The 17,342-nt window shown below is 63.5% G+C and carries 18 protein-coding genes and 1 pseudogene; 6 read left to right on the top strand and 13 right to left on the bottom strand.

From position 1 onward, the window contains the following. Nucleotides 1-6 precede the first annotated feature (6 nt). A complete protein-coding gene (locus ACVIN2_RS16445) occupies nucleotides 7-864 on the top strand; it encodes a tetratricopeptide repeat protein (protein ID WP_456766332.1) in 858 nt (285 codons plus the stop codon). A 60-nt stretch (nucleotides 865-924) separates the two neighbouring features. On the opposite strand, the gene ACVIN2_RS16440 is transcribed toward ACVIN2_RS16445, so the two are convergent. The 10 genes and pseudogenes from ACVIN2_RS16440 to ACVIN2_RS16395 all read right to left on the bottom strand — a co-directional run bounded on the left by ACVIN2_RS16440 (nucleotide 925) and on the right by ACVIN2_RS16395 (nucleotide 9,846). Then, nucleotides 925-1,899 (bottom strand): type II secretion system F family protein, encoded by a 975-nt coding sequence (locus ACVIN2_RS16440; protein WP_456766331.1) that lies wholly within the window; start codon nucleotides 1,897-1,899, stop codon nucleotides 925-927. Nucleotides 1,900-1,908: 9 nt separating this feature from the next. After that, the gene (locus tag ACVIN2_RS16435) at nucleotides 1,909-2,886 is read right to left on the bottom strand and encodes a type II secretion system F family protein (protein WP_456766330.1); all 978 of its coding nucleotides are present in this window, start codon (nucleotides 2,884-2,886) and stop codon (nucleotides 1,909-1,911) included. A 16-nt stretch (nucleotides 2,887-2,902) separates the two neighbouring features. Then, nucleotides 2,903-4,366 carry a CpaF family protein gene (locus tag ACVIN2_RS16430; protein WP_456766329.1) on the bottom strand — a complete coding sequence of 488 codons (1,464 nt, stop codon included), beginning with the start codon at nucleotides 4,364-4,366 and terminating at the stop codon, nucleotides 2,903-2,905. Between the two features lie 21 nt (nucleotides 4,367-4,387). Beyond that, the gene (locus tag ACVIN2_RS16425) at nucleotides 4,388-5,656 is read right to left on the bottom strand and encodes an AAA family ATPase (protein WP_027570198.1); all 1,269 of its coding nucleotides are present in this window, start codon (nucleotides 5,654-5,656) and stop codon (nucleotides 4,388-4,390) included. After that, nucleotides 5,653-6,390, bottom strand: coding sequence for a CpaD family pilus assembly protein (locus tag ACVIN2_RS16420; protein WP_456766328.1), 738 nt, complete (start codon nucleotides 6,388-6,390; stop codon nucleotides 5,653-5,655). The genes ACVIN2_RS16425 and ACVIN2_RS16420 overlap by 4 nt, the downstream gene beginning before the upstream one ends. Nucleotides 6,391-6,407: 17 nt before the next feature. Beyond that, a pseudogene (locus ACVIN2_RS16415) lies at nucleotides 6,408-7,884 on the bottom strand (type II and III secretion system protein family protein). An 11-nt stretch (nucleotides 7,885-7,895) separates the two neighbouring features. Next, nucleotides 7,896-8,693, bottom strand: a complete 798-nt coding sequence (gene cpaB / locus ACVIN2_RS16410) for a Flp pilus assembly protein CpaB (protein ID WP_007605393.1) — start codon at nucleotides 8,691-8,693, stop codon at nucleotides 7,896-7,898. Nucleotides 8,694-8,820: 127 nt separating this feature from the next. Next, a complete protein-coding gene (locus ACVIN2_RS16405; protein ID WP_027570202.1) occupies nucleotides 8,821-9,345 on the bottom strand; it encodes an A24 family peptidase in 525 nt (174 codons plus the stop codon). A gap of 122 nt (nucleotides 9,346-9,467) precedes the next feature. Further along, nucleotides 9,468-9,608 (bottom strand): hypothetical protein, encoded by a 141-nt coding sequence (locus ACVIN2_RS16400; protein ID WP_197031224.1) that lies wholly within the window; start codon nucleotides 9,606-9,608, stop codon nucleotides 9,468-9,470. 73 nt (nucleotides 9,609-9,681) lie between these two features. Next, a complete protein-coding gene (locus tag ACVIN2_RS16395; RefSeq protein WP_456766327.1) occupies nucleotides 9,682-9,846 on the bottom strand; it encodes a Flp family type IVb pilin in 165 nt (54 codons plus the stop codon). A gap of 259 nt (nucleotides 9,847-10,105) precedes the next feature. Here ACVIN2_RS16395 and ACVIN2_RS16390 point away from each other — a divergent pair, with 259 nt between their 5' ends. From ACVIN2_RS16390 to ACVIN2_RS16375, 4 genes are all read left to right on the top strand, one after another. Further along, nucleotides 10,106-10,933, top strand: a complete 828-nt coding sequence (locus tag ACVIN2_RS16390; RefSeq protein ID WP_027515443.1) for a sterol desaturase family protein — start codon at nucleotides 10,106-10,108, stop codon at nucleotides 10,931-10,933. Nucleotides 10,934-11,085: 152 nt separating this feature from the next. Continuing rightward, nucleotides 11,086-11,583, top strand: a complete 498-nt coding sequence (locus ACVIN2_RS16385) for a pilus assembly protein N-terminal domain-containing protein (RefSeq protein WP_027570204.1) — start codon at nucleotides 11,086-11,088, stop codon at nucleotides 11,581-11,583. A gap of 257 nt (nucleotides 11,584-11,840) precedes the next feature. Further along, the gene (locus tag ACVIN2_RS16380) at nucleotides 11,841-12,413 is read left to right on the top strand and encodes a TadE/TadG family type IV pilus assembly protein (protein ID WP_456766326.1); all 573 of its coding nucleotides are present in this window, start codon (nucleotides 11,841-11,843) and stop codon (nucleotides 12,411-12,413) included. Between the two features lie 23 nt (nucleotides 12,414-12,436). Further along, the gene (locus ACVIN2_RS16375; RefSeq protein ID WP_456769739.1) at nucleotides 12,437-13,069 is read left to right on the top strand and encodes a TadE/TadG family type IV pilus assembly protein; all 633 of its coding nucleotides are present in this window, start codon (nucleotides 12,437-12,439) and stop codon (nucleotides 13,067-13,069) included. A 78-nt stretch (nucleotides 13,070-13,147) separates the two neighbouring features. On the opposite strand, the gene ACVIN2_RS16370 is transcribed toward ACVIN2_RS16375, so the two are convergent. The 3 genes from ACVIN2_RS16370 to ACVIN2_RS16360 all read right to left on the bottom strand — a co-directional run bounded on the left by ACVIN2_RS16370 (nucleotide 13,148) and on the right by ACVIN2_RS16360 (nucleotide 15,519). Beyond that, nucleotides 13,148-13,360 carry a cold-shock protein gene (locus ACVIN2_RS16370; protein WP_007599788.1) on the bottom strand — a complete coding sequence of 71 codons (213 nt, stop codon included), beginning with the start codon at nucleotides 13,358-13,360 and terminating at the stop codon, nucleotides 13,148-13,150. 270 nt (nucleotides 13,361-13,630) lie between these two features. After that, entirely contained in the window at nucleotides 13,631-13,918 is a 288-nt protein-coding gene (gene infA / locus ACVIN2_RS16365; protein ID WP_007599789.1) for a translation initiation factor IF-1, read from the bottom strand. A 23-nt stretch (nucleotides 13,919-13,941) separates the two neighbouring features. Then, nucleotides 13,942-15,519, bottom strand: coding sequence for a DEAD/DEAH box helicase (locus tag ACVIN2_RS16360; RefSeq protein ID WP_456766325.1), 1,578 nt, complete (start codon nucleotides 15,517-15,519; stop codon nucleotides 13,942-13,944). A gap of 479 nt (nucleotides 15,520-15,998) precedes the next feature. On the opposite strand from ACVIN2_RS16360, the gene urtA reads away from it, so the two are divergent. Further along, nucleotides 15,999-17,321, top strand: a complete 1,323-nt coding sequence (gene urtA, locus ACVIN2_RS16355) for an urea ABC transporter substrate-binding protein (protein ID WP_007599797.1) — start codon at nucleotides 15,999-16,001, stop codon at nucleotides 17,319-17,321. Nucleotides 17,322-17,342 lie beyond the last annotated feature (21 nt).

The raw sequence follows: 17,342 nt of genomic DNA, 5'->3' as shown, positions 1-17,342 counted from the left end.
AGCGTCATGCGTCAACGGTTCGGTCTTGAACGGTTCAGCCTTGAACGGCTCAGTCTTGGACGGCTCAGTCTTGCCCGGCTTCTTGCGTCCACCTCGCTGGTCGCGGCGGTGGCCATGGGCCTCGGCGGCTGCACGGCGATGTCGAAACTCTCCGACGTCACGGGCTCGGTCGGGCCGCGGGCCGAAGCCGCTCCCACCGATCCCGCGCGCGCTGCCGAAGTTTATGGCGAGCGCTATCGCGCCAATCCCAAGGACGCCGATGCGGCGCTCGCCTACGGCCAGGCCTTGCGCGCCAACGGCCAGCACGCCCAGGCCGCCGCCGTGCTCGAGCAGGCGACCATCGCCAATCCCGGCAACAAGGCGCTGATGGCCCAATACGGCCGCGCGCTCTCCGACAACGGCAATTTCCAGCAAGCCTTCGACGTGCTGTCGAAGGCGCATTCGCCCGACAACCCGGATTGGCGCCTGCTCTCGGTGCAGGGCACCGCGCTCGATCAGATGGGTCGTCACCAGGAAGCGCGCTCCTATTATGCGAGCGCGCTCAAGATCGCGCCTGGCGATCCCGGCGTGCTCTCCAATCTCGGCCTGTCCTACATGTTGTCGCGAGATCTGCCGAAGGCCGAAGACGCGCTGCGGCAAGCCTATGCCTCGCCGCGCGCAAACGCGCGGGTGCGGCAAAATCTCGGTCTGGTCGTCGGTCTCCAGGGCCGCTTCGCCGAAGCCGAGAGCATCGTGAAGGCGGACCTGCCGCCGGACCAGGCTGCGGCCAATGTCGCCTATCTCAAGGAAATGCTGACCCGCAGCGACGTCAAGCGGGGTGCGCCGAAGCGGACTCCGGTCGCCTCGCTCGGCCAGCCCGACTGATCAGACGTGATCGTCCAATCCTGAAGGCAGCCGCGGACCTTGCGCGGTCCGCGTCGAGCGTCATTGCATTTCGGTGACCTTGATCCCCGTCGGTCCGAGGATGACGACGAACAGCACCGGCAGGAAGAACAGGATCATCGGTACCGTCAGCTTCGGCGGCAGTGCCGCTGCCTTTTTCTCGGCCTCGTTCATGCGCATGTCGCGGTTTTCCTGCGCCATCACCCGCAAGGAATGGCCGAGCGGGGTGCCGTAACGCTCCGCCTGCTGGAGCGCGAGACATACCGACTTGACGCCCTCGAGCCCGGTGCGCCGCGCGAGGTTCTCGTAGGCGACCTTGCGATCCTGCAAATAGGACAGCTCGGCCGTGGTCAGGGTGAACTCCTCCGACAGCGCGATCGACTGGCCCACGATTTCGACCGCGACCTTCCGGAACGCCATCTCGATCGACATGCCGGATTCGATGCAGATCAGGAGCAGGTCGAGCGCATCGGGAAAGGCGCGCTTGATCGAGAGTTGGCGTTTGGAGATCGCGTTCCTGAGGAACAGCATCGGCGCTTGAAGTCCGAGATAGGCCGCGCCGACGCAGATGCCGATCTTGATCGGCATCGACTGCTGCATATGCGCGATCAGGAACACGTAGATGATCGAGCCGACGAATAGCACGATCGGGGCAACCATGCGGGCAAACAGGAAGGTGATGTAGGGCGCCTGGCCTCGATAGCCCGCCATGATGAGCTTGTCCCGCGCAGCTTCCTGCGCGAGCCATTTGGTTAGGTTGAAATCGTCGACGACCTTCGAGACGAGCTGCTTCGGCGTCTGGCGCAGCGAGACTTTTTCGCTCTTGTGGAGGCGCTCGCGCTCGCGCTGCCGGATGCGCTCACGTTCGTTCGCCACCGCCTTCATGCGCTTGGAAAGGCCTTCGCCGGCGAACAGCGGCATCACCAGCGTATAGACGGTGGCGCTGGCGGCGATGGCCGCCAGCAGCATCGTCATGAAGTGGACGTCGTGAAGCTTCGCAATGAGGAACTCTACCATAAGGCACCATCAGAAGTCGAAATTGATCATCTTCTTCATCACCATGATGCCAATCGACATCCAGACGACGCAGCCGACCAGCATGAGCTGGCCGGTGGGATGAGTCCAAAGCATCGAGATGTATCCCGGCGTTGTGAGGTAGACGAGGAACATCACGATCGGCGGCAGCGAGCCGATGATGCCGGCCGAGGCCTTGGCTTCCATCGACATCGCCTGGATCTTCTCTTTCATCTTCTTGCGGTCGCGCAGCACCTTGGAGAGGTTGCCGAGTGCTTCGGAGAGATTGCCGCCCGATTTCTGCTGGATCGAGATGACGATGCCGAAGAAATTAGCCTCGGGCAGCGGCATCCGATCGTAAAGTCGCGTGCAGGCCTCGCCGAGCGGCATGCCGATCGCCTGCGTTTCGATGATGGACAGAAACTCCGAGCGTAGCGGCTCCGGCGCGTCGGCGGCGACGACCTTGATCGATTCGAACAGCGGCAGGCCCGCCTTGATGCCGCGGACGATCACGTCGACCGCGTCGGGCAGGGCCTTCAGGAATTTGGCTTCGCGGCGCCTCTTCAGGAAGCCCAGCGCCCAGCGTGGCAGACCGAAGCCGCCGGCGAAAGCGAGTCCGGCGGCACCGAGCAGGCCGCCGCCGATGAACAAGGCGACTGCGAACAGCACGCCCGCCACGACGGCGGACACGATCCAGAATTTCTGCGGCGCCCAGTCGAGGCCGGCCTGCGACAGGCGAACACTGAGCGGTACGCTCTTCTCCTGCAGGCGCCGCGCCTCGAGATCCTTGAGCGAGGTTTCGACCTGCTCGCGGCGCGAGCGCTGCGTCTTCTCGGCCGCGCGGGCCGTGGGCGCCTCTGCCCGCGAGATCGAGGCGCGGCGGCTCTCGGCCTTCCGTTCCCCGGACAGCATAGGATAAAGGAAGACCCAGGCGAAGCCGCCGACGGCGGCGGTGGCAAGGAAGGCGAGGGCAAGGACTTGCATGTTCATGGCTGCGCTGACCTGCTCACGTCGTGGGCGCCACTTCCGCGGCGTCGAGCGCCGCGGCAAGGCGCTTCTCTTCGCCGTAATAGCGGGCGCGTTCCCAGAACTTCGGACGGCCGATTCCGGTCGACCGATGCCGGCCGATGATCTTGCCGTTGGCGTCCTCGCCGACCATGTCGTAGAGGAAGACGTCCTGGGTGATGATGGTGTCGCCTTCCATGCCCATCACCTCGGTGATGTGGGTGATGCGGCGCGAACCGTCGCGCAGGCGCGCGGCCTGGACGATGACGTCGATCGAGGCGCAGATCATCTCGCGGATGGTGCGTGAAGGCAGGGAGAAGCCGCCCATCGTGATCATGGATTCGCAGCGCGATAGCGCCTCGCGGGGATTGTTGGCGTGCAGCGTGCCCATCGAGCCGTCATGGCCGGTGTTCATGGCCTGGAGCAGGTCGAACGCCTCGGGTCCGCGGACTTCGCCGACGATGATGCGCTCGGGACGCATACGCAGGCAGTTGCGCACCAGCTCCCGCATGGTGACCTGGCCCTCGCCCTCGATGTTGGGCGGGCGGGTTTCCAGTCGGACCACGTGCGGCTGCTGGAGCTGGAGTTCGGCAGCGTCTTCGCAGGTGATGACACGCTCGTCGTGCTCGATGTAGTTGGTCAGGCAGTTGAGCAACGTGGTTTTGCCCGAGCCGGTACCGCCGGAGATCAGCACGTTGCAGCGGACGCGGCCGATGATCTGGAGGATTTCCGCGCCCTCCGGCGAGATTGCGCCGAACTTGACGAGCTGATCGAGCGTCAGCTTGTCCTTCTTGAACTTGCGGATGGTGAGCGTGGGGCCGTCGATCGACAGCGGGGGCACGATGGCGTTGACGCGGGAGCCATCGGCCAGGCGCGCGTCGCAGATCGGCGAGGATTCGTCGACGCGCCGGCCGACCTGGCTGACGATACGCTGGCAGATGTTGAGGAGCTGCTGGTTGTCGCGGAAGCGGATACCGGTGCGTTGGATCTTGCCGGCGACCTCGATGTAGACAGTGTCGGCGCCGTTGACCATGATGTCGGCGATGTCGTCGCGCGACAACAGCGGCTCCAGCGGACCGTAGCCGAGGACGTCATTGCAGATGTCGTCGAGCAGCTCTTCCTGCTCGGCGATCGACATCACGATGTTCTTGATCGCGATGATCTCGTTGACGATGTCCCGGATTTCCTCGCGCGCGGACTCCGAATCGAGCTTGGCGAGCTGGGCGAGGTCGATGGCCTCGATCAGCGCGCCGAAGATGGTTGCCTTGACCTCGTAATAATTGTCCGAGCGGCGGGCTTCCATGGTCGGCGCAGGCTTCGCCGGGGCAAGCGGCGGAGAGGTGACGGCCGGCGGCGGCGGCACGCGCGACACAGCGGGCGCCGAAGCCTGGGCAGGCTCTGACGACACGGCACCGGGCTTCGGGGCCCGAGGGTCGGTGTCTGTTCCGCTACGCTTACCGAACACTTAAAAACTCCATGCGGCGACCTATTTTCCCCGCAACTTCTCAATCAGGGGTGAAAGCAGGGACGACTTTTGCTTCTTCGTTTCGCTGCGGCCGGTCAGGCGCTGGGCGATCTGAAGGAACATCTCGATTGACTTGTGGTTGGCCGAGATCTCCGCGATCATCTGGCCGTTATTGGCCGCCGAGCCGAAGATCTGCGGCTCGAACGGGATCGAGACGACCGGCTGGCTCTCGATCGCCTTGGCGAACTCTGCCGCGGCGATTTCGGGCCGTTTCGGCACGCCGACCTGGTTCAGGCAGTAGAGCGGCGGACGGTCGTTCGGGCGCGCGGCCTTCAGGAGATCGAACAGGTTCTTGGTGTTGCGCAAATTGGCGAGGTCGGGCGCCGCCACGATCAGGATGTCGTCCGCTCCGATCAGGGCGCGTTTTGTCCAGCCCGACCATTGGTGCGGAACGTCGAGCACGATGCAGGGCATGGTGGAGCGCAGCGTATCGAACACGGCATCGAAGGCGTCGGCGCCGAAATCATAGACCCGGTCGAGCGTCGCCGGCGCGGCCAGCAGGCTAAGGTGGTCGGTGCATTTTGACAGCAGGCGGTCAATGAAGGCGGTATCGACGCGATCGGGCGAGAACACGGCGTCGGCAATACCCTGCGGCGGATCCTGGTTATAGTCGAGCCCGGCAGTGCCGAAGGCGAGGTCGAGGTCGGCGACGACCGCATCCATCGCGAGATCGCGGGCGATCGCCCAGGCGACGTTGTGGGAGATGGTTGACGCGCCGACGCCGCCCTTGGCGCCGACCACGGCGATGATGCGGCCGACGGCCTTGGCTTCCGGCGCCGAGAACAGGTTGCAGATCGAGCGCACGACGTCGATCGCGCCGACCGGCGCGAGCACGTAGTCGCTGACGCCGCGCCGCACCAGCTCGCGGTAGAGCATGACGTCGTTGATGCGGCCGATCACGACCACGCGGGTGCCGGCGTCGCAGACGGTCGCGAGATGATCGAGCCCGCCCAGGAGGTCGTTGCGGCCGTCGCTTTCGAGCACGATCACGTTCGGCGTGGGTGCCGAGCGGTAGGCTTCGACCGCAGCCGCCATACCGCCCATCTGGATCTTCAGATGGGCCTTGCCGAGACGGCGATCTTCGCCGGCCGACTGCACGGCGGCGGCCGTTTCCACGGTCTCGCAGAAAGCCTGGACGGAAACGCGGGGCGCAGGCGCAATATGCTCCTCGGCCGGCGGGAGCGATGCCTCGGACTGCTCTTCTTGGGGCTGGCGAGCGTAGCTGATCATTTGCCGGTGTCGCTGAGTTTGGCCCTGTCGGCCTCAGGATAGGCGACCGCCGTCGGCATTCCCTTGCGATACTTCTCGAACGCGGCGGTGCGACGCGGCGTGTAGGACGGCGTTTCGGGCCGCGGCTGCTCGAGATCCGACGGATTGTCGACCATCGCCGCAAGGTTGCGCTGATAAGCGCAGCCGTAATTGTAATAGTCCTTGTTCTCGAACCAGCTCTTGTTCTTCATCGAAGGGCCGATGTCTTCCGGCCACAGGCCGCAGGGACCCGCGACCGCGGCGATCTTGGAATAGGTGAGCCGGATCGGCGGCAGGAAGCGCTTGTCTTCCGGCTGGTAAGAGCGGGCGCTGACGCCGCGCGGCGGAACGCCTGCCGCTGACAGGATCGCCTGGATTTCACGCATGGTGTCCGCGACCGGACGCGCGTTGGGCGTGCCGGACGGCACGTCGATCCGGATCGCGCCGGTGCCTTCGTGCATCCAGGCCGACGCGACGCCCATCACGTCGGCGCGCTGGGCGGCGGTCAAGCCGCCGCGGGCATGGCCGACGAAGACGACGATGGAGCGATTTTGCTCCTCGATCGCGATCGGATGCCGCTGCTTGTAGTCGTCGGGAATGGAGGCCGTGACCGCTTCGTCATGCTGGCAGCCGCCAAGGGCGAGCGCCATGCCGACGAGCGCGCCGCCGAGGTGGATGGCGCGCCTGCGAATCTGGGGTGGTCTAGTGATCTTCATGAAGTCCCCGTTCCGCCTCAGTCGGTGATGAAGCCGTAGGTGCCGCGGTAATTCTTGGCCGGTTCGGTCCGGCCGGGCACGCCGTAGATGCGGTTGATGTTGCCGAGCAGTTCGGCCTGCGGATCCGCAGGCGCGGAGAAGCCATCATCCGGCCGCGACAGATCCTTTTGCGCAACTGCGCGAACGATATAGGGCGTCACGATCACGACCAGCTCGGTCGCGTTGTTGACGAAGTCGCGGCTGCGGAACAGCGTGCCGAGGACCGGGAGCTGCATCAGGCCCGGCAGTCCGCTGACCGCCTGCTTGGTCTGCTGCTGGATCAGGCCGGCCATAGCCATCGCGCCGCCGGAGGGAATTTCCAGCGAGGTTTCCGCGCGGCGGGGTCTTGATCGAGGGCACCGTGAGCGAGTTGACCGAGGACGAGGTCACGGCCTGGGACAGCGTGATCGCGTTTTCGTTGGAGAGCTCAGAGACCTCGGTCATCACCCGCAGGCTGATCTTGCCCTCGGTGAGAACGACGGGGGTGAAGTTGAGCGAGATGCCGAACTTCTTGAAGCTGATCTGGGTGGTACAGACGTGCGTGGTGGGGTCGCACGCGTATCCGGCAGGCACCGGGAATTCACCGCCGGCGATGAACGTTGCCGATTCACCGGAGATCGCAGTCAGATTCGGTTCGGCCAGCGTCCGGATCACGCCCGCGGTTTCCATCGCACGCAGGGTGGCCTGCACCGACGGGGCCCCGCCGAACTTGGTGGTCAGGTTGTTGCCGTCGACGAGGTTGTGGCCGAGAGCCGTGAACGGATTGGAGTTGCTGAAGCTGACGACGGAGGTGCCGTAGCTGAGGTTGGCGGTGAGGTCGATTCCGAGCTGCTTGATGATGCTGCGCTGCACTTCGGCGACAGTCACCTTGAGCATAACCTGGTCGCGGCCGCGGACCACGATCGAGTTCACGACCTTCTCGGGGCCGCCCGCGAGGCGCACGGCGAGGTCGTTGGCCTGCAGGGCTTCGGCGGGATTCGCGGCCGAGCCGGTCAGGATGATGCCGTCGCCCAGCCCGTCGATCTGGATGTCTGAGTTCGGCAGGATCTGCTTCAGCGCGGCCCGCACGCCGTTGAGGTCGCGCTTGACCGCGATGTCATAGGCCGCAATCTGCTGGCCGGCGGAATCGAAGAACACGATGTTGGTCTGGCCGATCGCGGCGCCGATGATGTAGGCGCGCTGCGCCGAGCGGACGACCGCATTGGCGATCTTGGGATCGGCGACAAGCACGTCCTTGATGTCACGCGGAAGGTCGATCACGATCGACTTGCCGATGCCGAGCGAGAGGAATCGCGCGTTCATCTGACCGTCGGGCGCAGCCTGCGCCACGGGGCGATAGTCGGCGGCGACCACAGGGGTCAGCACCGGGTTGAGCGCGAGCGCGACGGCGGCCGAAAACGACAGGGCGCGGACCACAGAAGTTCGCATCGTCGCCAAGTTCGCCCTGCATTTCATATCGACAGTCCTCATCGTGCCTTCGCCGTCGAGCTAGGGATACCGTACCGAATGATCGAAACGCCCTCGCGCTTCTGCGCGGAATCATCGAGCGTGATCTCGCTCAGCTTGACGTCGACGATGCTGCGCAACGCCAGCGACAGCGTGCCGCTCTGGCGTGCGGAGGAGAGCGTCGCAGTCTGCGCAGGATTGAGCTCGAGGGTGACGGTCTTGCCGACCACCGCGTTCTGCCCGTCCTTCTCCTTCGGCGCCTGGTCGATGGCCAGGACGCGGATATTGGCCAGGATGATCTCGGATGTGATCACATCGGGGGCGCCGCTGCTCTGGTCCGGGTTCTTGAGACGGCGCGTCAGAAGCACGTCGACGCGGTCGTTGGGGAGGATGAAGCCGCCTGCGCCGGTTTCCGGCGAGATCTCGGTCGAAATCGCCCGCATGCCGGTGGGCAGGATTGCCGCCATGAAGCCGGAGCCTTCGGCTTTGACCAGCTTCTGGTCGCGGATCGGCTCACCCTGGATGAAGGGAGATCGTGCGATCGAGCCGGTGACCTGGGTTACCCCCTCGGGGCGCTCGTTGCGGCGGATGAAGGTGGTGCTGGCGGTCGCGGACGGCCAGGTCTGCCATTGCACGTCTTCCGGCTTGACGGTCTGGCCGAGGCCGATGTCGTTCTTGGCGACCAGCACGTCGACGGTGGGAAGCTGCGCGACCGGAGCCGGAGGCGGCGCAGAATTGTCCGAGCCGCTCGCCAGATACGCGGCGACACCGCCGGCGCAGATGGCGACCGTCAGGACGACAATGCGTGCCCTATTCATACGCTTCACTTTCCAACAAACGCCGCGACGCTGACGCCGCCGTAATCGGCAGTTGACCAGCTATTCGTCAAAGCATGGTTAATGAGGCGTATCTAAATCGCCTTAACGCCGGGTTGACCCGATGCGTTCAGCGCAATGCGAGGTGAGCGAGGTCGATCGCCTTCACCCATTCGGTCTCCGGGTAGACCATCAGCGCACTCATTGCGAGCGCAATGCCGTAGGGAATGCCGCTCTCCTTGGCGTGCAGCCGCGCGAGCCAGGCTTGGCCCGCCAGCCCATAAGGCAGCGGCCATTGCCGGAACTGGAGCAGGAGCAGCGTCAGCGCCCCGCCGAACAGCGAGGCGTAGAGCAGGAAGTTCATCAGCTGTGCGAACCCGAACCAGAGTGCGACGGAGGCCGCGACCTTGGCATCGCCACCGCCGACCCAGCCCATCGCAAAACAGGTGAAAGCCACGACCAGGACGAGCGCGCCTGAGCCGACATGGCTCAGCATCTCGTAAGGTGCCATGCCACCGGCGAGAGCAAGCGCGAAAAAGCCGGCGACCAGCGCCAGCGATACGCGGTTGGAGATCGTCATCGTGAAGAGATCGCTCGCGGCGGCAAACGCCATCAGGGCAGGGAAGAGCAGAAGGCGCGCAAGGTCGAGGATCATGGGCTGCGTCTTGAGGCCTGGGTTTGCCGCGGAGCTGGCGTCGCCGGATTCTAGCCGGCAGTGCTAAACAAACCGAAAACGGCGGCAGCGATTTCGAGGGGCGGAACCAGCCGAAGGCGTGCTCACCAGAGGGAGGCGATGCGTGCGGCGAGCGCGACGGTCGCAAGCAGCAGGGCCAGACAGACCCAGTAAGCCGGCGAGCCGGTCTGCGCGGCCTCCGCCGCGTTTGCCGCGACCGCGGCATCGGTTCTGTACTTGCTCAACGCCACTGGAACTCGCGGTCTGAAAAACAAAGGCCCCGGAGGCCCGGGGCTTTTGCCGTCGTTCGTCGATCGCTTACTTCAGCGAGCTGCTGATCGAGTTGAACTTGGCGTTCAGCGTGCTGCCGAGATTGTTGACGACGGTGATGATGGCCAGCGCGATGCCGGCGGCGATCAGACCGTATTCGATGGCGGTGGCGCCGGATTCATCTTTCGCGAAACGCGCAATCAGGTTCTTCATGAACAAAACTCCATCTGGGGTGGGATCGCCTCGTTCGGCGTGTGCTTGACGCAACGACCATGAGATCCGAGCTCTTTCGGGAGAGTTAATTCGATCGGTCAAACCCGCCGGCCGCTGGCCAGAGTGAATTTCGTCTTAAGGCAGCCAGCTGCAATCGTTCCAGTTCCGGATGTGCAGCAAGCGCAGCTCCGGCTTCACCGTCCCTTAAATTTGGGGGAGTACGCGTAGGCGGGACCAGCAATTCGCAAGAGAGGCGACAATGTCGAGCCTGCCCATGGAAATCGCCCTGATGCTCGGCGAGACCATCGCGAAGGTGATCCCCACGACCTTCGCGCTCGCGGTGGTCTTCACCGTGCTCGAGCACGTCTGGGCCTGCAATCCCGGCGTGCCCTGGTGGCGCAAGCGGGAGATCGTCACGGACATCTGCTACTGGTTTGTCGTTCCGGTGTTCGCACGCGTCATGCGGATCAGCCTTCTGATCGTCGGTGCGAGCTTCGTCTTCAACATCCATGATGCCGACGGGCTCGTCGCCTTCTACGACAATGGCCACGGCCCGCTGGCGCTATTGCCGCTCTGGGTCCAGGCCGTGCTGTTCCTGGTGCTGTCCGATTTCATGCTGTACTGGCTGCACCGGCTGTTCCACGGCGGCGGGTTCTGGAAGTACCACGCGATCCATCACTCCTCGGAGGAGATCAGCTGGATTTCCGCGGCCCGCTTCCATCCCGTCAATCTCGTGCTCGGTACGATCGCGGTCGACGTCGTGCTGCTGATGGCCGGCATTTCGCCGAACGCCATGGTCTGGCTCGCCCCGTTCACGACCTTCCATTCGGCCTTCGTGCACGCCAACCTCAACTGGACCTTCGGGCCGTTCAAATATGTGCTGGCGACGCCGGTGTTCCATCGCTGGCACCACACCTCGCTCGCAGAGGGCGGCGACACCAATTTTGCCGGCACGTTCCCGATCTGGGATGTGCTGTTCGGCACTTTCCGCATGCCCGCGGGGCAATTGCCGCAGGATTACGGCAAGGATGAAGCCACCATGCCGAAGGAGATCGGAGGGCAGCTTGCCTATCCGTTCCGCCGCTAGGTTCTCGAGGGCCGCAAAATGCCAGTCCGTTCAAACAATAGTCGGCGAATTTGCGGAACGTTCACGAATTGAGGGCAGGTTAGCCGGGTCGGGCACCGGCTCGGCTGTATCTGATTGCTTCTGCCGGTTTGTGACGTCCCGGGGGTAAGAGTATGCGTAAACAACTGCTGCGCCGTCATGCGCGCGTCTGTCTTCTGGTTGCGGCCGCGGTGCTGGCATCGCCGGCTGCTGGCCTTGCCGAGCCGACCGCAGATGCCATTGCCGTGAATGTCGACCAGGCCAAGCTGGTGCGGTTGCCTGGCAAGGTGGCGACCATCGTGGTCGGCAATCCCATGATCGCCGACGTCACGCTCCAGCCTGGTGGCATGATCGTCGTGACCGGCAAGGGCTATGGCGCCACCAACTTCATCGCGCTCGACCGAGGCGGCGAGATCCTGGTCGACCGCCAGATCCAGGTCGAAGGTCCGAGCGATCGGCTCGTCACCGTCTATCGCGGGATCGAGCGCGAGTCCTACAGCTGCATGCCGGTTTGCCAGCGTCGCGTGACGCTCGGCGACAGCGACACCTATTTCAACAACACGATGAGTCAGGCCGGTTCGTTGAGCAGCACGGCCAGCGGCAATGCTGGTGCGGGCGCCAAGACGAACTGAGTAAGACGAACTGAGTAAGACCAACCAGCGAGTTTGATTGGCGGTTTGCCGGGGCAAGGATCGCCCCGGGCCGACGCGGGCGCGTGAGTTTCTCTCTCCGTATGCTCGTCTCAACGCTCTCGTCTCGTTGGCCTGGGTCGTTCACAGTTAACGCGCCCTTAATGGCCCGGGCCGCCGGGTGCGGATCGCCTGAAACACTTAAACAATCAGTTTCCGCTATTGAACATGGCAGATGATTGCTGCTGCTGGGGAATTTGATGCCTTCGCCTGCACCTACGAGGTTCACGCTCCTCGCCATGCTGCGCCGGTTTCGCGGCAGTCGCCGCGGCTCCGCAGCCGTCGAGTTCGCGCTGGTCGCACCGATGTTCTTCGCGCTGCTGTTCGCCGTCATCGAGACGGCGCTGATGTTCTTGGCGACCCAGGTGCTCGAGAGCGCCAGCCAGAATTCCGCGCGGGTGTTGCTGACGGGGCAGGCGCAATCCGGTTCGGTGGCGGCCTGCGCGGTCTCCGGCGTGAGCACGCCCTGCTCGCAAGCGACGTTCAAGGCTTACGTCTGCAGCCAGATCCCAGCACTCTTTGATTGCACCAAGCTCTACGTCGACGTTGTGAGTACAAACTCGTTCGGAGCACTAAGCCTCACCAGCTACGGCAATTCCTGCAGCTTCAACCCAGCCGGCGTGCAGTACAATGCCGGGGCCGCCGGTCAGGTCGTCGTGGTGCGCCTGTTCTATCAGTGGCCGCTCATCGTCACCGGCCTTGGCTTCAACATGGGCTGCAGCAACAAACGGCTGCTGGTCGCGACCGCGGCCTTCAAGAACGAACCTTTTTGAGACAGATGGATTCGAGCAAGCCGATGCAGCCGATTGCGCATATCTGGAGGAATACCGGTCACTTCGTGCGCGACTTCGTCGCCGACAAGCGCGCGCTCGCTGCGACCGAATTCGCGGTCATCGTGCCGCTGATGCTGGTGATGTTCTTCGGTACCGTCGAATTTTCATCGGCCGTGGCGATTGATCGCAAAGTCACGATGATTGCACGGACGCTGTCCGATTTGACGTCGCAGTCAACGTCGCTCGACGCTGGCGACTTGCAGGACACGTTCACGGCAAGCATTTCGATGATCATGCCTTACGACGCTACGCTCGTGAACGGCACGGTTCTTCAGATCTATATCGACTCGAGCAGCGTCGCCAAAATTAAATGGAGCCAGTCCGCCACCATTGCCAACGGTGCGACGCAGGCCACGCTGACGGCTCCGCCCTCGGCTCTGGCTGCTGGTACCACGGTCACCTCGATGATTCCGTCGACGCTCTTGATCCCGAAGACCTACCTCATTTACAGCGAGGCGAGTTACCTCTACACGCCTTCCGTCAAATTTGTTCTGAAGTCGGGCATCATGCTGAGCGATGTCTCCTACACGCGTCCGCGCCAGGTCACCTGCGTTCCTTACAATGGCGTACCGTCGCTGCCGTGCCCCCTGAACTAGAAAAAAGGCCGGGCATTGCGCCCGGCCTTTTCTTTTTGACTTGTTCGCTCGAGCCGATCGGGGCCGTAAGCGGTAGGCTCAACCGGCGGAACGGAGGTTGTCCGCTGCCGACTTGCCGGAACGGCGGTCGGCCACGATCTCGTAGGAGATCTTCTGACCTTCGCGCAGCGTGCCGAGGCCTGCACGCTCCACAGCGCTGATGTGGACGAACACGTCCTGGCCGCCATCGTCGGGCTGGATGAAGCCGAAGCCTTTGGTCGCGTTAAACCACTTCACGGTTCCCATGCTCATGGGGGTAGTCCCTTCTCAGATAACACAATGTCAGAGCCCGCTCGCGCGGACAGGTTAGATCGAATTTTTGGAAGGGTCGTCAGCGTGTCTGAACCGGCTGTACCGGTGGATGCTAATGTCGTCCGGCCGAAAATCGATTAATTCATTTTATTGGAAACAGAACCCCAAAACAATGCTGACGTGCACGATTTTTTGATCCGCCGTGATGTTCACGGCGGATCAGCATACAGGTCGGAACTTCAGGTCCGCGCTCGCGCGCTGAGCCCCCGACTAGCGGCGGCGGAACTGGCCGCCGCGCTGTCCGGGGCGCGGAGGTCCGCCCATCCCGCTCGGACGTTCGTCCTTGTGGCGGAAAATCAGCCGGCCCTTTTCGAGGTCATAGGGCGACATCTCCACTGTCACGCGGTCGCCCGCCAGAGTCTTGATGCGGTTCTTCTTCATCTTGCCGGCGGTGTAGGCGACGATCTCGTGTCCGGCGTCGAGCTGCACGCGGTAGCGCGCGTCGGGGAGGATTTCGGTGACCAGTCCTTCGAACTGGATCAGCTCTTCCTTAGCCATGAATTTCTCCAGGTCGTGGACGGCTAGTGCGAATGGGGTTTGCGGTTCGGTTGGCCGTTCGGCCGACTCTCGCGGCGCAAAAAGGCAACGCCTTGTATCCCATCAGACGCCCCGGCGCTATGCGCGGAACGCTGTTCCGGACGGCTGTTTGGCGAAGAATGCGCCTTGCCGCCGGTGTGGTCGCGACGAGGAGCCTTCGAAGCCTTCGGGCCAGTACCGGGCCGTGCGTCAGCACGCCTGGCGTCGCCATGCCGTGCCTCGCCGGGTCTTCCGTCGCCCTTGGCGGCACTGTGGTGACGACCGTCAGCATGCCTTTCGTCGGCACGCCGCCCGTCGCCATGCCTTGCGCCTTGCGGACGCTGGCCCGGGCGGCCCGGCCGACCCTGTCGTTGCTGCTGCGGGGGAGGGCCCGCATCGCGGCGGCCGGCGTCGGTGCGGCGATCCTCACGCGGCAGCGCCACTTTGATCAGCCGCTCGATGTCGCGGAGATAGCTCAGCTCCTCGCCGCCTGCGACCAGTGAGATCGCGGTACCCTCGGCACCCGCGCGCGCGGTGCGACCGATGCGATGCACATAGGTCTCCGGCACGTTGGGCAGGTCGAAATTGATGACGTGGGTGATGCCGTCGACATCGATGCCGCGGGCGGCGATATCGGTGGCGACCAGCGTGCGGATTTCACCGGTGCGGAACTGGGCAAGCGTCCGTTCGCGATGGTTCTGCGACTTGTTACCGTGGATGGCGCTGGCGGGAATCCCCGCCTTCTCGAGTGTCTTTACGACCTTGTCGGCGCCGTGCTTGGTGCGCGTGAAGACCAGGGCTCGGTTGACCTGCTCCTGTTTCAACAGCTGGGCGAGGAACGCCGGCTTCGCGGAGAAGTCGACCTGGATGATGCGCTGCTGGATGCGTTCCACGGTCGAGGAGACCGGGGTCACCGCGACACGGGCGGGGTCGCGCAGCATGGCGTCGGCCAGCTCGGCGATGTCCTTCGGCATGGTGGCCGAGAAGAACAGCGTCTGCCGCTTGATCGGCAGCTTGGCGACGATTTTGCGGATGTCGTTGATGAAGCCCATGTCGAGCATGCGATCGGCCTCGTCGAGCACGAGGAATTCGACGCTTCCAAGCTTCAGTCCGTTGCTCTGCACGAGGTCGAGCAAACGGCCGGGGGTGGCGACCAGCACCTCGACGCCCTGCATCAGCGAGCGGACCTGACGGCCCATCGGCACGCCGCCGATGGCGAGGGTCGAGGACAGGCGGATGTGGCGGCCATAGGCGTTGAAGCTGTCGAGGATCTGGCCGGACAGTTCGCGGGTCGGCGACAGCACCAGGACGCGGGTCGTCTTCGGCTGCGGCTTGATGCGATTCTCGAGCAGGCGGTGCAGGATCGGCAGCGCGAAGGACGCAGTCTTGCCGGTTCCGGTCTGGGCAATGCCGACGACGTCGCGGCCGGTCAGCGCGGTCGGAATCGTCTGGGCCTGGATGGGGGTGGGGGTGACGTAGTTCTCTTCGGTGAGAGCACGAGCGATGGGTTCGGCGAGGCCGAAATCCTGAAACGAAGTCAAAAGATGGGTTCTTTCCATGTCAAAAGCGGGCGCCCGGCGCATTCGGCGCGGCGCGCGCAAAAGGGTGTCGAGAGGGACACCTGCGTGTTTGGGGTGTCGGATGGCTTGATGGGATGGGGCAAGCCAGACGCCCGTAAGGGCTTAAGAACACGCGGCTCGCAACGGTCTCTGATTCGCAAGAGACCTCGGCCCCCATATGGAACATTGAGGCGGCGCTTTCAAGGCAGGCGCACCACAAATGGCGATCGCGGTGCAGAAATAGTTATGCCGGAAATTTAGCCAGAGCGCTAAATTTGCTTAGAAAATAGCCTGCCTGCCGCATTCGCATACATTTGAATTGCTCAATGTTTAAGCGACCCGGCCGTGGCGATGGTTCGTTTTATGTCGATTTCGCCAGCGAAATCAATAGCCTAATATGTGTCTAATCCATGGCACGGTTCTTGCGAATCCGTTAATCGCAGGCGGCCGTTGGGGCCGTTTCGCAGCGTTTTTCACGTCTGCGTCAGGGAGATGAGATACTCATGCATAGCAAATCCACTCACGATATAGCGGCGCCATTTAGCCGCCGTGGCGTTCTCGCCGCGACCGCCGGACTGATGCTTGGTCTGGCTTCCATTTCCGGTGCGAAAGCCGCGGACGACACCATCAAGGTCGGCGTGCTTCATTCCCTCTCCGGGACCATGGCCATCAGCGAGACCACGCTGAAGGACACCATCCTCTTCCTGATCGACGAGCAGAACAAGAAGGGCGGCGTCAACGGCAAGAAGCTCGAAGCTGTCGTCGTCGATCCCGCTTCGAACTGGCCGCTGTTCGCCGAGAAGGCGCGCGAGCTGATCACCAAGGACAAGGTCTCGGTCGTGTTCGGCTGCTGGACCTCGGTGTCGCGCAAATCGGTGCTCCCGGTATTCAAGGAGCTGAACAGCATCCTGTTCTACCCCGTGCAGTACGAGGGCGAGGAGAGCGAGCGCAACGTGTTCTACACCGGTGCCGCGCCGAACCAGCAGGCGATCCCCGCCGTCGACTATCTGATGAAGGACGAGAAGGTGAAGCGCTGGGTGCTCGCGGGCACCGACTACGTCTATCCGCGCACCACCAACAAGATCCTGGAAGCCTATCTGAAGTCCAAGGGTGTCGCCCAGGAAGACATCATGATCAACTACACGCCGTTCGGTCATTCCGACTGGCAGACGATCGTGGCCGACATCAAGAAGTTCGGCTCGGCCGGCAAGAAGACCGCCGTGGTCTCGACCATCAACGGCGACGCCAACGTTCCTTTCTACAAGGAGCTCGGCAACCAGGGCATCAAGGCGAAGGACATCCCGGTCGTCGCGTTCTCGGTGGGTGAGGAAGAACTCGCCGGCATCGACACCAAGCCGCTGCTCGGCCATCTCGCCGCCTGGAACTACTTCCAGTCGATCAAGTCGCCGGAGAACGAGAAGTTCATCAAGGCGTGGCAGACCTACACCAAGAATCCGAAGCGCGTGACCAACGATCCGATGGAAGCGCACGTGATCGGCTTCGACATGTGGGTCAAGGCGGTCGAGAAGGTGAAATCGACCGATCCGGACAAGGTGATCGACGCGCTCCCGGGCATCGAAGCCAAGAACCTGACCGGCGGCACCTCCAAGATGCTTCCGAACCATCACATCACCAAGCCGGTGTTCATTGGCGAAATCAAAGCCAACGGCCAGTTCGACGTGGTGTGGAAGACCCCGGGTCTTGTCGCGGGCGACGCCTGGTCGAAGGAGCTCGACGGCTCCAAGGACCTGGTCGGCGACTGGGTCGGCAAGAAGTGCGGCAACTTCAACACCAAGACCAACAAGTGCCTCGGTTCGGGTTCCTGATCCGAACCTGACGCTCCATTG

The sequence above is a fragment of the Bradyrhizobium sp. USDA 3650 genome (genome assembly GCF_054057395.1).
This window is presented reverse-complemented; position numbering and strand designations above follow the sequence as displayed.

Excerpts from the sequence above, each read along its gene's own strand:
- ACVIN2_RS16440 (WP_456766331.1), bottom strand. The coding sequence starts at position 1,899 with ATGGTAGAGTTCCTCATTGCGAAGCTTCACGACGTCCACTTCATGACG.
- ACVIN2_RS16390 (WP_027515443.1), top strand. The coding sequence starts at position 10,106 with ATGTCGAGCCTGCCCATGGAAATCGCCCTGATGCTCGGCGAGACCATC.
- urtA (WP_007599797.1), top strand. The coding sequence starts at position 15,999 with ATGCATAGCAAATCCACTCACGATATAGCGGCGCCATTTAGCCGCCGT.
- cpaB (WP_007605393.1), bottom strand. The coding sequence starts at position 8,693 with ATGAATAGGGCACGCATTGTCGTCCTGACGGTCGCCATCTGCGCCGGC.
- ACVIN2_RS16370 (WP_007599788.1), bottom strand. The coding sequence starts at position 13,360 with ATGAGCATGGGAACCGTGAAGTGGTTTAACGCGACCAAAGGCTTCGGC.
- ACVIN2_RS16435 (WP_456766330.1), bottom strand. The coding sequence starts at position 2,886 with ATGAACATGCAAGTCCTTGCCCTCGCCTTCCTTGCCACCGCCGCCGTC.
- infA (WP_007599789.1), bottom strand. The coding sequence starts at position 13,918 with ATGGCTAAGGAAGAGCTGATCCAGTTCGAAGGACTGGTCACCGAAATC.
- ACVIN2_RS16420 (WP_456766328.1), bottom strand. The coding sequence starts at position 6,390 with ATGAAGATCACTAGACCACCCCAGATTCGCAGGCGCGCCATCCACCTC.
- ACVIN2_RS16395 (WP_456766327.1), bottom strand. The coding sequence starts at position 9,846 with ATGAAGAACCTGATTGCGCGTTTCGCGAAAGATGAATCCGGCGCCACC.
- ACVIN2_RS16425 (WP_027570198.1), bottom strand. The coding sequence starts at position 5,656 with ATGATCAGCTACGCTCGCCAGCCCCAAGAAGAGCAGTCCGAGGCATCG.
- ACVIN2_RS16380 (WP_456766326.1), top strand. The coding sequence starts at position 11,841 with ATGCCTTCGCCTGCACCTACGAGGTTCACGCTCCTCGCCATGCTGCGC.
- ACVIN2_RS16375 (WP_456769739.1), top strand. The coding sequence starts at position 12,437 with ATGCAGCCGATTGCGCATATCTGGAGGAATACCGGTCACTTCGTGCGC.
- ACVIN2_RS16445 (WP_456766332.1), top strand. The coding sequence starts at position 7 with ATGCGTCAACGGTTCGGTCTTGAACGGTTCAGCCTTGAACGGCTCAGT.
- ACVIN2_RS16405 (WP_027570202.1), bottom strand. The coding sequence starts at position 9,345 with ATGATCCTCGACCTTGCGCGCCTTCTGCTCTTCCCTGCCCTGATGGCG.
- ACVIN2_RS16360 (WP_456766325.1), bottom strand. The coding sequence starts at position 15,519 with ATGCGCCGGGCGCCCGCTTTTGACATGGAAAGAACCCATCTTTTGACT.
- ACVIN2_RS16385 (WP_027570204.1), top strand. The coding sequence starts at position 11,086 with ATGCGTAAACAACTGCTGCGCCGTCATGCGCGCGTCTGTCTTCTGGTT.